A 20,399-nucleotide genomic window follows, 5' to 3' on the forward strand; every position below is an offset into this window, starting at 1 on the left:
AAAGTTTGACGTTTTTCCTTCTCATTTTATAGTAAATAAGCAATAAAATCAAGCCTAGGCAAATTGTTTTGACAATTCTAATCTTCTTAGAAACTAAAAACTAGTCTGTTAAGACTAGTTGTTTTCAAGATAAAATTCAAAACGTTCACCCACATACTGACTCTTAACATATTCAAAAGCCGTCCCATCATCGAGATAGGAAACCTGAGTCAAAGCCAGAATCGCATGCCCTTTCTCAACTTCTAAGTAATGGGCAATTTTTTCCTTAGCCAATCTCGCATAAATGATCTGTTGGGATTTTCCAATTTGGTAACCATGTTCTTGCAAGGTCTGAAAGAAGTGGCTGGTGATTTCTTCTTTTTTGAAATCCTTAATAAATTTTTCAGGAATGGATGCGACTTCATAGACTAGCGGTACTTGGTCAGCATAACGCACCCGTTCCATGCGGATAATATTCTCTGTCGGAGTAATCCCTAGCTTTGCGACCTCTTGCTCATTTGGAATGGTTCTTCTGTAAGAAATGAGCTGGCTAGAAGGGACTTTCCCTTGAGATTTGACTATCTCCGTAAAACTAGTCGTTCCCCGCATTTTTTCTTGGACACGAGTGCTAGAGACAAAGGTCCCACTTCCTACACGACGCTCCAAAACTCCTTCCTCAACTAAGAGAGAGATAGCCTGGCGTAATGTCATCCGGCTAACTTGAAACTGTTCAGCTAAATCTCGCTCACTTGGAAGTCTCTCTCCGATTTTCCAATGATGCTCATCTATATCCTTCTTGATCTGATCGTGGATTTTCATATAAGCTGGTAACATGATTCTCACTTCTTTTCTTTATTTTCTCCATTGTACCGTATTTGCTAAGAAAAAGTCAAACTTTGCCTTGTTTAGTTGGTAATTAGCCCCTATTTGTGATAGAATATTGAAAAAGATATTTCTTTTGAGAAAGGAAAAAGATGAGCAACATTTCAACTGATTTGCAAGATGTCGAAAAAATCATCGTGCTGGACTATGGTAGCCAATACAACCAGCTGATTTCACGCCGTATTCGTGAAATTGGTGTTTTTTCAGAGCTAAAAAGTCACAAAATCTCAGCCGCAGAGGTTCGTGCGATTAACCCTGTAGGGATCATCCTCTCTGGTGGACCAAACTCTGTATACGAAGATGGTTCATTTGATATTGACCCAGAAATTTTTGAACTTGGCATTCCAATTTTAGGAATCTGCTATGGTATGCAACTTTTAACTCATAAACTTGGAGGAAAAGTTGTTCCTGCAGGTGATGCTGGTAACCGAGAGTATGGCCAATCACCACTTACCCACACCACTTCTGCTCTCTTTGAAGGGACTCCTGAAGAACAGATTGTTTTGATGAGCCATGGCGATGCTGTTACAGAGATTCCAGCTGATTTCGTTCGTACTGGAACTTCTGCTGACTGTCCTTATGCAGCTATTGAAAACCCTGACAAGCACATCTATGGTATCCAATTCCACCCAGAAGTTCGCCATTCTGTATACGGGAATGATATCCTTCGCAACTTTGCTCTTAACATCTGTAAAGCTAAGGGTGATTGGTCAATGGATAACTTCATCGATATGCAGATCAAGAAAATCCGTGAAACTGTAGGTGACAAGCGTGTTCTTCTCGGCCTATCAGGTGGTGTTGACTCTTCTGTTGTTGGCGTTCTTCTCCAGAAAGCAATCGGCGATCAATTGATCTGTATCTTTGTAGACCACGGTCTTCTTCGTAAAGGTGAAGCAGATCAAGTTATGGACATGCTTGGTGGTAAGTTTGGTTTGAATATCGTCAAAGCAGATGCTGCTAAACGTTTCCTTGACAAACTTGCTGGTGTTTCTGACCCTGAGCAAAAACGTAAAATCATCGGTAACGAATTTGTTTATGTCTTTGATGACGAAGCAAGCAAGCTCAAAGATGTGAAATTCCTTGCTCAGGGAACGCTTTACACTGACGTGATTGAGTCTGGTACAGATACAGCTCAAACCATCAAGTCACACCACAACGTTGGTGGTCTTCCAGAAGACATGCAGTTTGAACTGATTGAACCATTGAACACTCTTTATAAAGACGAAGTCCGTGCCCTCGGTACAGAGCTTGGTATGCCAGACCACATCGTATGGCGCCAACCATTCCCAGGACCAGGACTCGCTATCCGTGTCATGGGTGAAATCACTGAGGAAAAACTAGAAACTGTTCGTGAGTCTGATGCTATCCTACGTGAAGAAATCGCTAAAGCTGGTCTTGACCGCGATATCTGGCAATACTTCACTGTCAACACAGGCGTTCGTTCAGTAGGTGTTATGGGTGATGGTCGTACTTATGACTACACCATCGCCATTCGCGCTATCACTTCTATCGATGGTATGACAGCTGACTTTGCCAAGATTCCTTGGGAAATCCTTCAAAAGATTTCTGTACGTATCGTTAATGAAGTGGATCACGTTAACCGTATCGTCTATGACATTACAAGTAAACCACCTGCAACCGTTGAGTGGGAATAGAGTTAATAAGTTAAAAAGCCCTAGAAATCAATGTTTCTAAGGCTTTTTCTTTCATATTTTCAAAATCAGAAATTCTTGTAATATGGAAAGTCCTTGAGCTTCAACTCCTCTTTTTAAATCCCTGAAACCATGCTATAATATAGTAAGTATAGCTCTAATAACCTGACTATAAAAGTCAGCGATAAAGATTTCTTACATCATCCGTAAGTGTTATTCTACTCTGATTCATATTATAATGAAAGTAACAAAAGATGGAGGTGTTCCACATGGAAACAATTTTACGAGTAGAATCATTAAAAAAGCATTATGGAAAAGAGCCGAATATCACCAAGGCCTTAAACGGCATATCTTTTCAAGTTGTAAAAGGTGAGTTCTTAGGAATTATGGGGAGTAGCGGTTCTGGGAAAACAACCCTTCTTAACTGTCTCGCCACAATCATCAAGCCAACTGACGGCTCTATTCAAATGCAAGAAAAAGATTTAGGTCAGTTAAAAGGGAGCCAATTAGCAGATTATAGAGGCAAGGAAATTGGCTATCTCTTCCAGAATTTTGAGCTTTTGGACAATCTTACAGCCAAAGAAAATATTTTACTCCCCTTGTCTTTACACAAGGTCGATGCCGACGAAAGCAAGGTTCGGTTAGAATTACTTTCCCAATATCTGGATATTTCTGAACTTCTGGATAAGTTCCCTTCTCAATTATCAGGTGGTCAACGGCAAAGGGTAGCTGCTGCGCGCGCCTTAATTTTAGACCCTAAGATTGTATTTGCAGACGAGCCCACAGGGGCTTTGGATTCAAAAAATGCGACCATTTTGATGCAAAAATTATCCGAAATGAATCAAGTGGAAGAAACCACCATTCTCATGGTGACCCACGATTCCGTTGCAGCCAGCTTTTGCAACCGCATCTTGTTTATCCAAGACGGAAAACTATTCCATGAAATCCGTCGCGATTATCCAAGAGAAAGTCAAGAAGATTTCTACCACAGAATACTAAAGGTCATGGCAGCCCTAGCTGGAGGTGATGGCAATGTTTTCTAAATTAGTCTCAACAAATAGCAAGAGAGATCGAAAAAATAATGGCTTGTACTTCAGTTCCATGGTTCTTTCTATTATCTCCTTTTACATCATCCTTTCTTTGTCTCATCAAGATGTAATGATCTTTCTCAAACAAATAGAAAGTGATGCTGTAAATAAACTCTTTAGCATGATTCCTATTCTTTATGTAGCAACGCTCTTTATTCTCTTTTTTCTAGTCTACTTCGCAAGCAGTATGCAGATGGAAAGGAGAAAACATGAATTTGGTGTCTATCTCACACTGGGAATGCGAAGAAGCAAACTGTTCTTGCTACTCCTGCTCGAGGATTTGAGAAACAGTGTCCTTGCCCTTGGAATAGGCCTTCCAATTTCTATCTTGATTTCAGAACTAATCAGCCTAATAACCGCTAAAATTGTGGGACTAGGGATTATTGAACATCAATTTTCTCTATCTACCACAGCTCTAGTCTATACAGTCATCGGCTTCCTAGCCGTAAAATTAGCTGTTTTTGTCCTTTTAAGTGCAAAGACGGCCAATATGGAAATCGGAAACCTGCTTGCCTATTCTCCTTCTGGGATAAAGAAACTACTCCCCAAGGGGGTGTACCTTCTTGCTTCCGTCCTCGGAATTTTGCTTCTAGGGACAGCCTATTACTTGGGGATGAGTAGACGAGCTTGGGAAAATGTCATAACAATGGGAATCACCGTTCTCTTAGGAACTCTGGGAACTATCCTACTCTTCTTTGGTATGCGTTTATTTATAGACTTTTTGGTCAAGCTTGGAAACAATCGAAAACTTCATGCCTATAATTTTAGACAGATTCAGGAATTAGTTATCCAGCGCTCAACTATACTGGCCATCTGCTCCCTCTTAATCTTCTCTGCCTTGTGCCTCTTTGGAGCAGGTGTTGCTATTTCAAGTGGCAATTCAGGCAATCAAACCCACGTATTGGATTATACATTTAGAGATAGCAAACAGGATACAGATGAAAATCTTGATGTGAATACAGTTAAAAAAGAGCTTGAAGCAGAAGGACTAGCATCACAGTTCTCAAAGATTCTACAAATCAAAGTCGGGAAACCAAAAGAAAACGAGTCCGTGTCCTTCGAAGAGATCATCAAGGAGTTGAAAAAGCAAAAAGGCAGTAAGAACATGGAAATTTTGCTCCAAAGATTTAAACAGTCTACTACTTCCCACCTCATACCAGTTTCCGAATACAATGAACTTAGAAAGGCTGCCAATCTCCCTCCTCTAGAATTAACTAGCGAGGAAGCCTACTTGTATATGGGAAAAGATTTTCTCCCCGATGAGAATCTCGTCAACTCTGTTCTGAAAGCAAAACCTCAAATCAAAGTCATGGGAAATGATGTAAAATTGATTGGAGAGGTTCATTCTTTACCGATTGTAACGGATCGCGAAATAACCATTTCTGTAGCCCTCATAGTCCCAGATGAGACCTTTATGAGCTATACAGACGGTCACTATTCGAACTATGTCAGTGGTATCTTGGCTCCTGAACTAGTCAAGGAAAAAGGCCTGATGAGAGCTATCTCAGATACAAATGAAAAGCTAAATCAAACCTCTCTTGGCTATGAAAGCTATATACAAAATATGGGAAGACAATTATTTTACATTATCTCTGCCAGCTATGTCACCATCTATCTGGCTATCATCTTCCTTGTTGTCGCAAATACAATCATCGGCGTTCAGTTTTTGATGGGACAAAGACAATCTTACAGACGATACCAGACCTTAATCCATCTTGGAGCAAACTACGAAACTCTTTGTAAATCTTCAGAAAAGCAAATCAATTGGTATTTTGGTCTGCCAATAGCCCTTGCACTTATCAGTAGTAGCTTCGGAGTGAGCTCCCTCCTCACAGGAATAGTACCCGCTAGCGCAAGAATGGCCATGGGGCAGAAATTTATCACAGCCATGCTGATAGTACTTCTCTTAGCTGGATTTGAAGTCATCTATGTCAGAATTGTAAAGAAAAATAGCAACAAATACTTGTTGTCCTTAATGGAACCCAAAAGAGATGAATAAGGTAGAATAAAATAGGAAAAGGAGGAACCGATATGAAGCATATTCTGGTTATTGAAGATGAAGCCTTGATTCGAGATGAAATTGTTATTTTGTTAGAGAAAGCGGGTTATCAAGTTGATAAGTTGACTGACTTCAAAGATACGAGCCAACAAGTGCTTCAATACGATACAGATCTAATCATACTGGATTTGAATTTACCAGGAGAAACTGGCTTTCAAATTTGTAAAAATCTCAAGTCAAAACGCTCTGTGCCCATATTGGTTCTCACCTCCCGTGAACAACTAAAAGATGAGATTTACGCCCTGAAATTAGGGGCAGATGAGTATCTAACAAAGCCTTTCAAGAAAGAAAGATTTTTGGCACGTATAGAAAATATCCTGAAACGCTATGAAGGCAGACAAAATCTACTTGAAAAAGATAATTTTCTGCTGGATAGACAAACCTATACCCTTTATATCAACGGACACTCGATTATACTCCCCCAAAATCAAGGGAAATTGTTAGAAACCTTATTGGTTACTAATGCTCCTGTCGTCACAAAAGAAGAACTAAGTATGAAACTATGGAACACAACTGAGTTCATCGATGAAAATGCTCTTCAAGTAAATATTGCAAGGCTCAAAAAGGTGATGAAACAGGCTGGCATTGCCCTTCAAGTCAAGTCCGTCAGAGGTATTGGTTACAAGCTAGAAGAGGTAAGTCCAGATGAAACAGAATCTTAAATATCTAGCTACTTACCTGCCCTGGTTACTTGTTCTTTTAGTATTTGATCTATTCACAGCGATTCTGCTTTGGCTTTCAGACGTGAGGATGTTTCAAGCTCTCATCCTGCTCTATCTTTTAGCTACAGTCCTACTCTTTTTTATCCTATCACTCCTACTTATAAGAAAAGAAAGGAAAAAATCAGCTGCTTATAAAGCCTTCATAGCCAATCCTAAGATAGATACGGAGCTGGAATTATTGCGTTTATCAACTGTCTCAGAGAAAGAAAGCCTCGAGGAAATCGCAAATGCGCTCTACCAAAAACAGGCGGAAATAGGAAAGCTCAATTCATTACTAGCCGACTATGAGGACTATGTTGAAAAGTGGGCTCATGAAATCAAACTTCCTCTATCGCTTCTTTCCCTCCTTTTGGACAACCAAAGTGACCAGCTGCCGAAGGATACAGCTTTTAAGTTGGATTATGTAAAAAATCAAATCCAAGAAAATGTATCACAGATACTATTCTATTACAGGGTTAAAAGTGAAAAAAATGATTTTCTATTTGAAGATGTCGACCTCGAAGAGTGTATTCAGGAACTTTTGGAAAACTTTGATCCCTTGCTCAAAGAAAAGAAATTTACGATTAAGGTAGAAAACATACAAGGAATCTGCTACACCGATCAACGCAGTTTTGAATTTATCCTGTCTCAAATACTAGCTAACTCCCTTAAATATAGCTCTGATAAGCCAGAACTCAAGATTTCTATGTCAAAAGACAAGGGACGTACAAGTCTTATTATTAGGGATAATGGCTGCGGAGTTAAAGCTTGTGACTTCCCTCATATCTTTGAGAAAGGTTTTACAGGTGATTCAGGTGAGACAAGGAAAAAATCAACAGGCATGGGCCTCTATCTGGTCAAACAATTAGCAGATGCTTTAAAAATCGAAATCACAGTAAAATCCGAATGGATGCAAGGATTTGAGATTACTCTTTCTATTTAGTCATTTTTCTAGTAAGAAAATTGCCTAATCATAGAAATCACATATTTTATATAAAAAAGGAAAGCACTTCTGCTTTCCTTTTTTATTTACGTTTTTTCTTCGCTTTTTTCATTTTGTTGGCCATGCGTTTCATAGACTGTTTCATGGCAAATTCACCGATTTTACCTTTAAGTCCGCCACCAAACATCTGGGTCATATCTGGCATGCCTGCTCCTCCAAGAGCTGACATATCGGGCATTCCACCTTGTCCCATCATGCCTTCAAGGGCTGACATATCCATCCCTCCCATATTTGGCATATTTTTAGGAAGGTTATTGGGATTGATTCCCATCTGCTTCATCATCTTGTTCATATCCCCAGACATGACACCTTGCATGAGCTGTTTAGCCTGATTAAAGTCCTTGATAAATTTATTGACTTCAACAAAGGTATTTCCAGAACCAGCAGCGATACGACGGCGACGACTAGGATTTAACAAATCAGGATTTTCACGCTCTTCGGGTGTCATGGAAGATACAATGGCACGTTTACGCGCAATCTGACGCTCGTCCACCTTCATGTTTTGAAGAGCTGGATTGTTAGCCATCCCTGGAATCATCTTGAGTAAGTCTTCCATTGGCCCCATATTTTGCACCTGATCCAATTGATCGATGAAATCATTGAAATCAAAGGTGTTTTCACGCATCTTCTCAGCCATTTCAAGGGCTTTTTGCTCATCGTATTCCTGAGAAGCTTTCTCGATCAAGGTCAGCATATCCCCCATACCAAGGATACGGCTTGACATACGATCTGGGTGGAAGGTTTCGATATCTGTAATCTTTTCACCCGTACCAGTGAACTTAATTGGTTTACCAGTGATATGACGAACAGATAGAGCCGCACCACCACGTGTGTCCCCATCAATCTTGGTAAGGATGACACCAGTTACTTCCAACTGAGCATTGAATTCACGAGCAACATTAGCTGCTTCTTGACCAATCATGGCATCAATGACGAGTAGAATTTCATTTGGTTGAGCCAGTGCTTTAACATCACGAAGCTCATTCATGAGAAGTTCATCGATTTGTAAACGCCCTGCCGTATCAATCAAGACATAGTCGTTGTGATTGGCTTGAGCTTGCGCCAAACCTTGGCGAACAATCTCAACAGCCGGCACTTCTGTTCCAAGTGCAAAAACTGGAACATCAATCTGTTGTCCAAGTGTTTTCAGCTGATCGATGGCTGCTGGACGATAAATATCCGCCGCAATCATCAAAGGACGAGCATTTTCTTCCTTCTTGAGTTTATTAGCCAGCTTACCAGCAAAGGTCGTTTTACCAGCCCCTTGCAAACCGACCATCATGATAATGGTTGGAATTTTAGGTGACTTGATAATCTCTGCCGTATCGGAACCTAAAACAGCTGTCAATTCCTCATCAACGATTTTGATAATCTGTTGGGCCGGATTGAGGGTATCAATGACCTCGTGTCCGACTGCACGTTCACGAACCTTCTTGATAAAGTCCTTTACAACTGGCAAAGCAACGTCGGCTTCCAGCAAGGCCAAGCGAATCTCTTTGGTTGCTTCTTGAACATCAGCCTCAGAAATTTTTCCTTTTTTACGTAAATTTTTAAAGACGTTCTGCAAACGTTCTGTTAAACTTTCAAATGCCATTTTTCTTCCTCTTATTCTCTATTATCAATGCTTGTTAAAATTTCTATCTGCTCCAGCAGAAAGTCATCCTTGGGATAACGCTCTAAGATCTGGTCAAAAATCTGACTGCGGACAATGTAGTCGGAATACATGTGCAGTTTCATCTCATAATCTTCTAGAATCTTTTCCGTACGCTTGATATTGTCATAGACAGCCTGACGACTGACACCGAACTCCTCAGCAATCTCAGCAAGACTATAATCATCAGCATAATAGAGTTCAATATAGTTCATCTGCTTGTCTGTCAAAAGCGCCGCATAAAATTCAAAAAGGGCGTTCATACGATTGGTTTTTTCGATTTCCATAACTTTTATTATACCAAAAAAACGATTATACTGCTAGAGTAGAAGCACTTCAAATAGACTAAGAAAAAAAGAACCTTGCAAGGCAAGATTCTTTTAGTGTCTGACTTAAATAATTGTTCTTCTGGGAACTTAATCGAATTAAGCTTCGATTTCTGTAACCATACCTGAACCAACAGTACGTCCACCCTCACGGATAGAGAATGTAGTACCTTGTTCTACGGCGATTGGGTGGATCAACTCAACGTCGATAGTCACGTTATCACCAGGCATTACCATTTCAGTACCTGCAGGAAGTTCGATTGAACCTGTAACGTCAGTAGTACGGAAGTAGAATTGTGGACGGTAGTTGTTGAAGAATGGAGTATGACGTCCACCTTCTTCTTTAGTAAGGATGTAGACTTCACCTTTAAATTTAGTGTGTGGGTTGATTGAACCTGGTTTAGCGATAACTTGTCCACGTTCGATTTCGTCACGTTGAACACCACGAAGAAGGACACCTACGTTATCTCCGGCAAGACCTTCGTCAAGTTGTTTACGGAACATTTCAACACCAGTAACAACTGCTTTTTGAGTTTCTTCTTTGATACCAACGATTTCGATTTCGTCGTTGACACGAACAGTACCACGGTCGATACGTCCTGAAGCAACTGTACCACGTCCAGTGATTGAGAATACGTCTTCGACTGGAAGAAGCAATGGTTTTTCAGTGTCACGTTCTGGTTCTGGGATGTACTCATCAACAGTGTTCATCAATTCCATGATGATGTCTTCGTATTTAGAGTCACCTTCAAGAGCTTTAAGAGCTGAACCTTGGATAACTGGAAGATCGTCACCTGGGAAGTCGTATTCTGACAAGAGGTCACGGATTTCCATTTCAACCAATTCAAGCAATTCTTCGTCGTCTACCAAGTCAATTTTGTTCATGAAGACGATAAGGTGTTTAACACCAACCTGACGTGAAAGAAGGATGTGCTCACGAGTTTGTGGCATTGGTCCGTCAGTTGAAGCTACTACAAGGATAGCTCCGTCCATTTGAGCGGCACCAGTGATCATGTTTTTAACGTAGTCCGCGTGTCCTGGAGCATCGATGTGAGCGTAGTGACGTTTTTCAGTTTCGTACTCAACGTGCGCAGTGTTGATAGTGATACCGCGTTCGCGTTCTTCTGGAGCAGCATCGATAGACGCATAGTCTTTAGGTTGGTTAACTGCTGAAGGCAAGCGACGTGCCAATACAGTTGTGATAGCTGCAGTCAAAGTAGTTTTACCGTGGTCAACGTGTCCGATAGTACCAATGTTAACGTGTGGTTTACTACGATCGTATTTTTCTTTTGCCATTTGAGTAAAAGCCTCCAATAAAATATATTTTATAGATAGACAGTAGGCAATACAGTCTAACTTTCCTTACTATTTTATCAAATTTCTGCTAAATTGCAAGTGTTTTACACATATTTTGTGAATTAATCTAAATCTTATCAAATCCTGTTCTTCTGCTTCTTTATGGCAATATAAATTCAAACTTCTTTTTGTTTGGAGATAGTATTTTCATCAAAAAAATCAGGTTTCCCTGATTTTAATTTGATTCTGTTTTTTCCAATTCCTTAGCTTCTTTATGAGCTTCTTTATGGTTTTCATATAATTTCGCTAGGAACTTAGTAATTTCTTTAAAAATAGAGTAAGTAGGTACTGCTACGACCATCCCTATGACACCGTAGATATTACTTGACAGTAAAAGGAGCACCAAAATCGTAATCGGATGCACTTTCATAACCCCTCCAACGATGCGTGGATAGAGAACATTTCCGTCAATCTGCTGAATAATAAGCATATAAGCAACCGCAATCAACATACGATGAGGATCCGTGAACACATTGGCAATCACCATTGGAATCAAGCCAATACTTGGACCAACATAAGGAATTAAATTTGCGATTCCAGAGAAAATAGCAAAAACTAAGGCGTACTTTAATCCGATAACGCTATAGCCAATATAAGCTAAACATCCAATAATAACCGCATCAATCGCAATTCCACTGATATAGCGCGCTATGGTTGTATTGAGATTGGTTAAAAGGCTAGAAAGATTCAATTTGTCATGTTTTAAGACGGTACGTTCCAACATTGGTAGCAACTTATGACCATCCAACAAGAAATAAATCAAGAATACAGGGGTCATAATGAGAATCAGAACTGTACTAAACAAGGCTGAAAGAACGCTTCCTAAACTGTTGCTGACGCTATTCAGGATATTCTGGAGGATATCCACATAGGAGAGATTCAGTTGTTGAATAGTTTGTTGAATATCAATATTTTGGAAGACTGGATTCATGGACAAATCGATGATCAAATCTTGTAGTCTACTATAGATGTTTTGACTAGAAATAATCAAGCTGGTCAACTGATTAATCAAAATCGGCAAGAGATAAACGACCCCTACAACGATAGCACCAATTAAGGCACAAAGAGTGACCAAGACACCAATTAGACGATTGATTTTACATCTCTTTTCTAAGAAAGTAACGATGGGATTTGTAATGTAGTAAAAAAATCCACCAAGCAAAAATGGAATCATGATGGTATTCACAACCGTCACGAAGGGAGTAATGATAGCTCCCATTTCTCTCCAAAGATAGAAAATCAGTGTTAATAATAAAATTTCAGCTGTCCAAAAAAATAATTTGTTTCTACGGAACATAGGTATCCTCCTTCTCTCTATTTTACCACATTTCTTAAAAAGATAAGATGGCTTTAGTAAAAAAGCGAGAATATTTTTTTTCTTTATGATAAAATAAAGCTAATATGAAAAAAATAATTTTATCTTTTATGACACTTTTTGTTTTTGGAACAGCTTCTACTGTTTCTGCTCAGGAGTTTGATGTTGCTGCTAAACATGCCATTGCTGTCGAGGCTACAACTGGAAAAATCCTCTATGAAAAAGATGCAAATCAGCCTGTAGAAATTGCTTCTATTACCAAACTGGTTACAGTTTATTTGGTCTATGAAGCTCTGGAACAAGGAACTATCAGCCTATCTACACCTGTTGATATTTCGGACTATCCTTACAAACTTACAACTAATTCTGAGGCGAGTAACGTCCCTATGGAAGCTCGAAATTATACTGTTGAACAGCTATTAGAGGCTACAATGGTATCCAGCGCAAACAGTGCTGCGATTGCGCTAGCAGAAAAGATTGCTGGTTCTGAGAAAGACTTTGTAGACAAGATGAGGGCTAAACTTCTTGAATGGGGAATTCAAGATGCAACTATTGTAAACACAACTGGTTTAAATAATGAGACCCTTGGCGATAATATCTATCCTGGTTCTAAAAAAGACGATGAAAACAAGTTGAGTGCCTACGATGTTGCAATCGTCGCTCGTAACCTCATCCGAGATTATCCTCAAGTTTTGGAAATCACCAAAAAACCAACTTCTACCTTTGCAGGACTTGAAATCCACTCAACCAACTATATGTTGGAGGGAATGCCTGCCTATCGTGGTGGTATTGATGGACTAAAGACAGGTACTACTGATAAAGCTGGTGCTTCATTCGTTGGAACAACTGTTGAGAAAGGGATGCGTATTATTACGGTTGTTTTGAATGCAGATCAACAAGATACCAACCCTTATGCACGTTTTACTGCTACTTCTGCACTTTTAGATTATATTTCTGCAAATTTTGCCTTAAAAACCGTCGTTCAGAAAGGTGAAGCATACAACGATAGTAAAGTAACAGTTCTGGATGGTAAAGAAGATAATGTGACAGCTGTCGCTAAGTCAGACATTTCCATCGTCCAACGCATCGGAAGCGGTACTACACCAGCTCTCCAATTCACACCGAAATCAACATCAGAAATGGCTCCATTAGAAGAAGACAAGGTTGTTGGTACTCTAACCTATGATGATCAGGATTTGATTGGCCAAGGTTATCTTACTTCCGACAAACCATCTTTTGAAATGGTTTCTGAAAAGAAAGTTGAAAAAGCCTTCTTTTTGAAGGTTTGGTGGAATCAATTTATCCGCTTTATCAATGAAAAACTATAAAAAAATCGCGAACAATCGCGATTTTTTCTTTATTTCATTTCTTTAAATGCTGCTTCTGCATCAGCGTTGCTAATAGCACCAAATTGGATTTTTCCGATTTTACCTTGACTGTCAATCAAGTATTCCGTTGGAATACTACGAATTTGGTAGGCTTGGAAGGTAGTTGCTTGCGTATCATATAGAACTGGAATATCCTTGTATCCTTGTTCTTGATACCATTTTGGAAAGTCTTGAACTGTTTTTTCACCTTGTAGACCTGGTGCAATGACACTCAAGATTTCAAAGTCTCGATCTTGTTTGGCAGCTAATTCCATCAGCTCAGGCATGCTTTTTTTACATGGTCCGCACCAAGAAGCCCAGAATTTCAAATAGACCTTTTTCCCTTTATAATCTGATAACTTGACTTCTTTGCCATCCATAGACTGCAAGGTAAAGTCTGGCGCATCCTTACCGACTGCGATTTGTTGTACAGCAGGTTGTTTTGGACTGCTTGTCTGTTTGGTTTCTTTTTCACCACAGGCAATCAACAAGAATAGAGACATGAGGCTCAATCCAGCAAAAATAACTTTTTTCATTTTTTCTCCTTTTATCCAAGAATTCCTGACAAGGCATTTAATTGCCCTAGCATTAATAATAATCCCATCAAAATAATCAAAGCTCCCCCGATTTTCTTTAGTAGAATCATATGGGGTTTTAATTTACTAAAATAGGGCATAATCCAGCCCGAAGCCAAGGCCAAAACAATGAAAGGAAGGGCCATTCCCAATGTGTATACTAATGTTAACACAGCTCCTTGCCAAGCACCATTGCCACCTGAAGCTGCTAGGGCCAAGACTGAACTTAAGACTGGTCCGATACAAGGGGTCCAACCAAAACTAAAGGTTATCCCAAGTAAAAAGGCTGACAGATAGTGATTAGACTTTGATTGTTTGAAGGTGACTGTCTTTTGAACCTCCAGTTTATTGAAATGCAAGATTTCCATCTGATGAAGTCCTAAAAGAATAATGACTATTCCCATAGCATAACGAAACCAGTCTGCATAGAGCATATGCCCTAGGAATCCAGCTCCAAATCCCAAAATAAAGAAAATGAGGGAGATTCCTGCAATAAAGCACAAGGTTCGAATTAAACCAGACCATGCAACGTCTCTTCCAAAAAAGCGAAAGCTTTTCGAATTCCCCTGATCATCCAGTAAAATACCAGCATAGACAGGTAGCAAAGGAAAGATACAGGGTGAAAAGAAGGACAGGATACCTGCTAAAAAAACGGATACTAGAAATATAATCGACTCCAACGAATTACCTACTTTCTCAAAATTCTAATCCTATTGTACTACAAAAGAATAAATTTGTAAGAAGTCTGCTACGCTTATTTATTTTGACTAAATTTGACACAAAAAAGGAGCTAAGCTCCTTTTTTTAATACGTTCCTTCTTCACCTTGACTAGTCAAGATAACAGGACCGTCTTTGGTAATCACAAACTGGTGTTCATATTGGCAAGACAGGCCGCCATCTATAGTCTTATGAGCCCAGCCAGTCTTCATATCTGTATCAATTTCCCAGTCACCAGTATTGATCATTGGTTCAATAGTTAGTACCATTCCTTCACGGAGACGGAGTCCACGGCCTGCAATACCGTAGTTAGGAACCATTGGCTCCTCGTGCATTGTTGGTCCAACACCATGACCAACCAAATCACGAACGACACCGTAACCGCGACTTTCAGCATATTCTTGAATGGCCGCACCGATATCACCGATACGATTGCCGACAACTGCTTGCTCAATCCCTTTATACATAGCTTCCTTGGTTACGTCCATAAGGTTTTTCACTTCTTCAGACGGTGTACCAACCGCATAAGCCCAACATGAGTCAGCTAAACCACCAGTATAACTTTGGGTGTATTTTTTCATTTGTTCAACATTGTTGAAGTTGAGTTTAGAGACATTGAGGTCGGATTTTGCAATCGGACCACCCAGTACCATGTCAACCTTGAGCAAATCGCCATCTTTCAATATGTAATGACGTGGGAAAGCGTGAGCTACTTCGTCATTAAGAGAGCAACAAGTGGCATAGGGATAATCCATAACTGCACCATCAACGCCAATCTGTAAAGGAAGGAAATTCTCCTCTTTACAACGTCGACGAACGTACTCTTCAACTTCCCACATATCCACGCCTGGCTTAATCAAATCACGTAAGCCAATATGGATACTTGCTAGGAAATCACCAGCCTTGTCCATGGCTTCGATTTCACGTGCTGATTTTAAAGTTATCATTTTTTCTCCTAGATTCTAATTAATTTTAACCGTAACATTTGCTTTTGAAACAATCTGATGCCCATGATAAATATCATAATCAATAATAGCTGAGCGTCTCGTGTGGTGAATAATCCGAGCCTGAATCCGCAGAGTATCATCTATCTGCACAGCCTGCAAGAAATAAATCAACATCTGCTCAATGATGAGATTACGTCCACTATTGACAACGAGGTCTTGGGTCATATGGTTGAGGATTTCAGCCAAGACTCCATTAGCAAGGACCCCATTCTTCTCCAACATGAAAGGTTCAACAGTAATGACAACTTCATCATGATGATAAGAGAGTTTTTGCCCGATTTGCTCTGAGAAGGTCGGCAAAGCTGAAACCTGAGAACGGCTCATTTTTTCCATGACATCTCTTCGTGTTACGACACCGAGCAAGGTTTGGTTACTTCTGACAACGGGAACCATCTCAAAGTCTTCTGCGATCATCCGTTGACTAACATTGGCAATATTGGTCGCTAAGCCTGTTACAAAGATACTTCTCGTCATCACCTTATCAATCGTCGTGCTAGGGGATTTATCTCCTGCGTCACGCATAGTAACAACCCCAACAACCACTTGGTGTTGGTTAATGACTGGGAAACGACTACTTCTATTCTTACGGACCAAGTCTAGATAGTCTTTTACTGTATCCGTTTCTCTCAAAAAACCATACTCATGACTGGGACGATAGAGCTTCTCGACTGTCAGAATATCAGTTTTGATTTGAACATTTGAGAGGGCTTTGTTAATCATGGTCGCTACTGTAAAAGTGTCATGCTTACTTCTTAGAACTGGAATCCCTTTTTTATTAGCCAACTCAAGAACATCGTCCTGCACATGAAAACCACCTGTCACAAGGACCGCATTTTCATTTTCCAAGGCTAAAAGTTGAATGCGAGTGCGGTCACCTACAATCAAAAGACCGCCATCATGGAGATAAGAGAGGATATTTTGCTCTGTCATAGCCCCAATGGAGAATTTACTAAACTCTCTCTCCAGCCCTTCCTGACCTGCTAAAACTTCAGAGGAGGTGACTTCAGCAATCTCAGCATAGGTTAGCCTCTCAATAGCCACTTTCTGGGACTTGACTCGTATGGTTCCACTACGTGGCCGAGTTTCAACGATGCCACGATTTTCAGCTTCTTTGATAGCTCGGTAGGCTGTTCCGTCACTAACACCTAGGTGATTTGAAATACTACGAACACTAACTCTCTTCCCAATTGGTAACTCTTCCAGATAAGACAAAATTTCCTGGTGTTTACTCATTGAACTCTCCTTTTACGTAACGAAATTCAAGATAGTCCCTCATTTTTCGTGTATAGCGATCGCTCCCCTTAAACTGTCGTACGAGGCTAAAGCCCGATTTTAAGGCTACTTTTTGGCTAGCTTGATTCTCCAGATGAGTGATGATGGATAATTGTTTTAAACCAAATTCTTCAAAAGAAAGGTGACAGAGTTTGCTAACAGCCTCTGTCATAAAACCTTGCGACCAAGCATCTTTTTTTAAGAAATAACCAATTTCTGCTTCTTTTTTGATTTCATCGATTTTTTCAAATTTAATGGAGCCAATCATTTCCTGATTTCCTTGGAGACAAATTGCCCAAACACCTAGAGGAGCCTTCATAAAATAGTTAGCAAGTGCGTACTGACTTTCTTCCAAACTTGCTTGACTGGGAAAAATAAACTGCAAATTCTCAGGGTTTGAAGCAATCTCGAAAAACGCTTGACTGTCACTAAAAAAGAAAGGACGCAAATACAAGCGCTCCGTTTCAAAAAAAGAAAACATTGCTAATTTGGTCCAAATATTCATAATCACCTCAACGGCTTAGTCTTCAACGAGTGTAATATCCGCTCCAAGACTACGCAATTTTTCAATAATATCTGAGTAGCCACGAAGGATAAACTCAATATTCGTAATTTCAGTCTGGCCCTGAGCCATCAAACCAGCGATGACAAGTGCAGCACCAGCTCGCAAGTCTGTAGCTTTTACACTTGCCCCGTGTAACTTACGACCACCGTTGTAAATAATGTGATCGTTTGTAGTCGTAATATCCGCATCCATTTTTGCTAACTCAAAGACATGATTAACACGTTTCTCATAAATCGTATCAATAATAGTTCCACGACCTTGGGCAGTTAGTAAAAGTGGCGTGATAGGCTGTTGCAAATCGGTTGCGAACCCTGGATAGGGAGCTGTTTTGATATTGATGGCCTTTAAACCAGACTGTTCTTCAACGAAGATACTGTCTTCTGAGACCGTCATACGAACGCCCATTTCCTCTAGTTTGGCGATAAAGCCTTCTAAGTGTTCATAGAGAACGTTGTTAATACGAATTCCTTTTCCTACCGCTGCAGCAAGTGAAATATAAGTTCCAGCTTCGATACGATCTGGAATTACTTGGTGACGAGTCCCATGTAGTTTCTCGACACCATCAATAATGATAATATCAGTCCCTGCACCACGAATATGGGCCCCCATGTTGTTCAAAAGGGTAGCAACATCGATAATTTCCGGTTCACGAGCCGCATTTTCAATGACAGTACGTCCCTTAGCTTTAACCGCAGCAATCATGGTGTTAATCGTTGCTCCAACGCTAACGGTATCCATGTAAATACTTGCGCCATGAAGCCCCTTACCTTGGGCAGATAAATTCATATTATCTCCCTCATAGCTGACCTTAGCACCCATGGCTTCAAAGGCTTTTAAGTGAAGATCAATCGGACGAGGTCCCAGATCACATCCACCAGGAAGTCCAACTGTAGCTTCACCAAAGCGACCTAAAAGACTTCCGTAGAAATAATAAGAAGCACGCAAGCTATTAATCTTGCCATAAGGCATAGGAATGTTCTGAACACCTCTTGGATCAATCTCCAAGACATCCTCATAACGCTTAACAGTCGCCCCCATAATTTCCATGATTTCGACAAGACTAGCAACGTCTGAAATATCTGGAACACAATCTAAAGTGACAATATCATCTGATAAGATAATAGCTGGAATAAGCGCTACAACACTATTTTTAGCACCACTAATGGTGATCTCACCTTGCAATGGACGTCCACCATTGATGACAATTTTTCTCATGTTTTACTCTTTCAAAATTTACTAAAAAGGTCTTTTCGTTCTATTATACCATAATTTTCAGTTTTTTCCCATTCCTATTTACTAAATACCATTCCATTTTGATAAAAAAAGACCTATCACTCAAGCTTTTCAGCCTGAAATGATAGGTTTTTGTGTTAGATTAACGTACTGTACGGATACGCATTGTGTTTGTACGAACAGCTTCTCCAAGTGGCACACCTGCAACGATAACGATATCGTCACCAGATTCTACCAAACCTTGCTCAACTGCAATTCTTTCAGCGAGATCAAACATATCATCAGTGTTTGATGGGCGATCAGTTGTTACTGGGATAACTCCCCAGTTAAGCATCAAACCACGCTGAGTCAATTCATCGAAAGTGATTGCCAAGATATCAGCATCTGGACGGTATTTAGAAATCAAACGAGCAGTGTGACCTGTCTTAGTAAGAGTAACCACCAACTTGATATTCATAGAGTTTGTTGCATCCTTAACAGCTGAAGCCATAACCTCAGTCTTAGAATTACGTGACAAGTTAACAGACGACAAGCGACCGTATTCTTTTAAAAGAGTTTGAGCGTTCTTGTCAATTGTAGCCATTGTTGTTACTGACTCAAGTGGGTATTTACCGTTTGCAGATTCACCTGAAAGCATTGTAGCGTCGGTTCCGTCGATAACAGCGTTAAACACGTCTGATACTTCTGAACGCGTTGCACGTGGTTTTTCAGTCATAGTTTCAAGCATGTTTGTTGCTGTGATAGCGACTTTACCAGCTGCATTTACTTTTGTGATAATCATTTTTTGGTAAACTGGAACCATTTCGAATGGTACTTCGATACCCATGTCACCACGGGCGATCATGATACCATCAGCTACTTCAAGGATTTCATCCAAGTTATCGATACCTTGTTGGTTTTCGATTTTCGCAAACAATTGAACGTGACCATTACCAGTTTCTTCACAGATTGCACGAACTTCTTCAACGTCTTTCGCAGTACGTACAAATGAAATCGCGATGAAGTTGATACCTTGTTCAAGACCGAAACGGATATCATCGTTATCACGTTCAGCAAGAGCTGGGAAAGGAATTTTAGTGTTAGGGATGTTTACACCTTTTTGTTTAGCGATAATTCCGTCGTTTTCAACTTCAACTTCAAACTCACGAGTTGCATCGTCTTTTGCAACAACGCGAAGACCCAATTTACCATCGTCAACCAATACTTGACGACCAACTTCAACATCATCGTAGATATCAAGAGCACCAGCAACGTTCAAAGCAATCACTTCACGAGTTGATTTGATTCCTTGTTTAGTTGCAACACGGATTTTTTCACCAGTTTTGTAAGAGTACTCTTTTGCGTCACCTTCAAACAATTCTGTACGGATTTCAGGTCCTTTAGTATCAAGAAGGAAACCAACTTTTTTACCTGCAAGTTTTTCGGCAAGTTTAACAGTTGCCATACGCTCACCTTGTTCTTGGTGGTCACCGTGTGAGAAGTTAAAACGGAAAGTGTTTGCTCCTGCTTCAATCAGTTTAGCAATGTTTTTAGCTGAAGCTTCAACATCAAGTTTTTCACCCCAGTATCCGTCTTCACCGAATTTTTTACCACCACGGATTTCAACCGCAGGACCTAAAGTTGCAACGATTTTTACACGTTTGTTCATGA

General features: G+C 40.1%; 18 protein-coding genes. 6 read left to right on the forward strand and 12 right to left on the reverse strand.

From position 1 onward, the window contains the following. Window positions 1–114: 114 nt before the first annotated feature. Window positions 115–813: a GntR family transcriptional regulator gene (locus HMPREF2766_RS06540; RefSeq protein ID WP_070568712.1), complete on the reverse strand. Its 699-nt coding sequence runs from the start codon at window positions 811–813 to the stop codon at window positions 115–117. 140 nt (window positions 814–953) lie between these two features. Here HMPREF2766_RS06540 and guaA point away from each other — a divergent pair, with 140 nt between their 5' ends. From guaA to HMPREF2766_RS06565, 5 genes are all read left to right on the forward strand, one after another. Further along, window positions 954–2,516: a glutamine-hydrolyzing GMP synthase gene (guaA, locus tag HMPREF2766_RS06545; protein WP_070568715.1), complete on the forward strand. Its 1,563-nt coding sequence runs from the start codon at window positions 954–956 to the stop codon at window positions 2,514–2,516. 266 nt (window positions 2,517–2,782) lie between these two features. Next, window positions 2,783–3,556: an ABC transporter ATP-binding protein gene (locus tag HMPREF2766_RS06550; RefSeq protein ID WP_000447868.1), complete on the forward strand. Its 774-nt coding sequence runs from the start codon at window positions 2,783–2,785 to the stop codon at window positions 3,554–3,556. After that, window positions 3,546–5,600, forward strand: coding sequence for an FtsX-like permease family protein (locus HMPREF2766_RS06555; RefSeq protein ID WP_070568719.1), 2,055 nt, complete (start codon window positions 3,546–3,548; stop codon window positions 5,598–5,600). Before HMPREF2766_RS06550 ends, HMPREF2766_RS06555 begins: the two co-directional genes overlap by 11 nt. Before the next feature lie 32 nt (window positions 5,601–5,632). Further along, entirely contained in the window at window positions 5,633–6,322 is a 690-nt protein-coding gene (locus HMPREF2766_RS06560) for a response regulator transcription factor (protein ID WP_070568722.1), read from the forward strand. Further along, window positions 6,306–7,304, forward strand: a complete 999-nt coding sequence (locus HMPREF2766_RS06565; protein ID WP_070568729.1) for a sensor histidine kinase — start codon at window positions 6,306–6,308, stop codon at window positions 7,302–7,304. The genes HMPREF2766_RS06560 and HMPREF2766_RS06565 overlap by 17 nt, the downstream gene beginning before the upstream one ends. Before the next feature lie 82 nt (window positions 7,305–7,386). On the opposite strand, the gene ffh is transcribed toward HMPREF2766_RS06565, so the two are convergent. The 4 genes from ffh to HMPREF2766_RS06585 form a co-directional block, all read right to left on the reverse strand. Further along, window positions 7,387–8,958 (reverse strand): signal recognition particle protein, encoded by a 1,572-nt coding sequence (gene ffh / locus HMPREF2766_RS06570; RefSeq protein WP_070568732.1) that lies wholly within the window; start codon window positions 8,956–8,958, stop codon window positions 7,387–7,389. A gap of 11 nt (window positions 8,959–8,969) precedes the next feature. Next, complete coding sequence (locus HMPREF2766_RS06575; RefSeq protein ID WP_061427218.1) at window positions 8,970–9,302, reverse strand: putative DNA-binding protein; 333 nt, start codon at window positions 9,300–9,302, stop codon at window positions 8,970–8,972. 138 nt (window positions 9,303–9,440) lie between these two features. Continuing rightward, entirely contained in the window at window positions 9,441–10,637 is a 1,197-nt protein-coding gene (gene tuf / locus HMPREF2766_RS06580) for an elongation factor Tu (RefSeq protein WP_001040720.1), read from the reverse strand. Window positions 10,638–10,872: 235 nt separating this feature from the next. Then, window positions 10,873–11,994: an AI-2E family transporter gene (locus HMPREF2766_RS06585; protein WP_070568734.1), complete on the reverse strand. Its 1,122-nt coding sequence runs from the start codon at window positions 11,992–11,994 to the stop codon at window positions 10,873–10,875. A gap of 104 nt (window positions 11,995–12,098) precedes the next feature. Here HMPREF2766_RS06585 and pbp3 point away from each other — a divergent pair, with 104 nt between their 5' ends. Next, window positions 12,099–13,340, forward strand: a complete 1,242-nt coding sequence (pbp3, locus tag HMPREF2766_RS06590) for a D-alanyl-D-alanine carboxypeptidase PBP3 (protein WP_070568737.1) — start codon at window positions 12,099–12,101, stop codon at window positions 13,338–13,340. A gap of 29 nt (window positions 13,341–13,369) precedes the next feature. Here pbp3 and sdbB read toward each other — a convergent pair whose 3' ends face one another. The 7 genes from sdbB to pyk form a co-directional block, all read right to left on the reverse strand. Beyond that, window positions 13,370–13,915: a thiol-disulfide oxidoreductase-associated lipoprotein SdbB gene (sdbB, locus tag HMPREF2766_RS06595; protein WP_000755591.1), complete on the reverse strand. Its 546-nt coding sequence runs from the start codon at window positions 13,913–13,915 to the stop codon at window positions 13,370–13,372. Window positions 13,916–13,926: 11 nt separating this feature from the next. After that, window positions 13,927–14,634: a thiol-disulfide oxidoreductase-associated membrane protein CcdA2 gene (gene ccdA2 / locus HMPREF2766_RS06600; RefSeq protein WP_002875594.1), complete on the reverse strand. Its 708-nt coding sequence runs from the start codon at window positions 14,632–14,634 to the stop codon at window positions 13,927–13,929. A gap of 124 nt (window positions 14,635–14,758) precedes the next feature. Further along, window positions 14,759–15,619 carry a methionyl aminopeptidase gene (locus HMPREF2766_RS06605; protein WP_000631558.1) on the reverse strand — a complete coding sequence of 287 codons (861 nt, stop codon included), beginning with the start codon at window positions 15,617–15,619 and terminating at the stop codon, window positions 14,759–14,761. A gap of 15 nt (window positions 15,620–15,634) precedes the next feature. Beyond that, on the reverse strand, window positions 15,635–16,912 hold the full coding sequence (gene spxR / locus HMPREF2766_RS06610; protein ID WP_000033809.1) for a CBS-HotDog domain-containing transcription factor SpxR: 1,278 nt from the start codon (window positions 16,910–16,912) through the stop codon (window positions 15,635–15,637). After that, on the reverse strand, window positions 16,905–17,456 hold the full coding sequence (locus HMPREF2766_RS06615) for a GNAT family N-acetyltransferase (RefSeq protein ID WP_070568740.1): 552 nt from the start codon (window positions 17,454–17,456) through the stop codon (window positions 16,905–16,907). Before HMPREF2766_RS06615 ends, spxR begins: the two co-directional genes overlap by 8 nt. Before the next feature lie 15 nt (window positions 17,457–17,471). After that, window positions 17,472–18,731, reverse strand: a complete 1,260-nt coding sequence (locus HMPREF2766_RS06620; protein ID WP_049479008.1) for a UDP-N-acetylglucosamine 1-carboxyvinyltransferase — start codon at window positions 18,729–18,731, stop codon at window positions 17,472–17,474. 160 nt (window positions 18,732–18,891) lie between these two features. Continuing rightward, window positions 18,892–20,397, reverse strand: coding sequence for a pyruvate kinase (pyk, locus tag HMPREF2766_RS06625; RefSeq protein ID WP_070568742.1), 1,506 nt, complete (start codon window positions 20,395–20,397; stop codon window positions 18,892–18,894). Between the last annotated feature and the right edge of the window lie 2 nt (window positions 20,398–20,399).

The organism is Streptococcus sp. HMSC076C08, from assembly GCF_001810825.1.
GTDB lineage: Bacteria > Bacillota > Bacilli > Lactobacillales > Streptococcaceae > Streptococcus.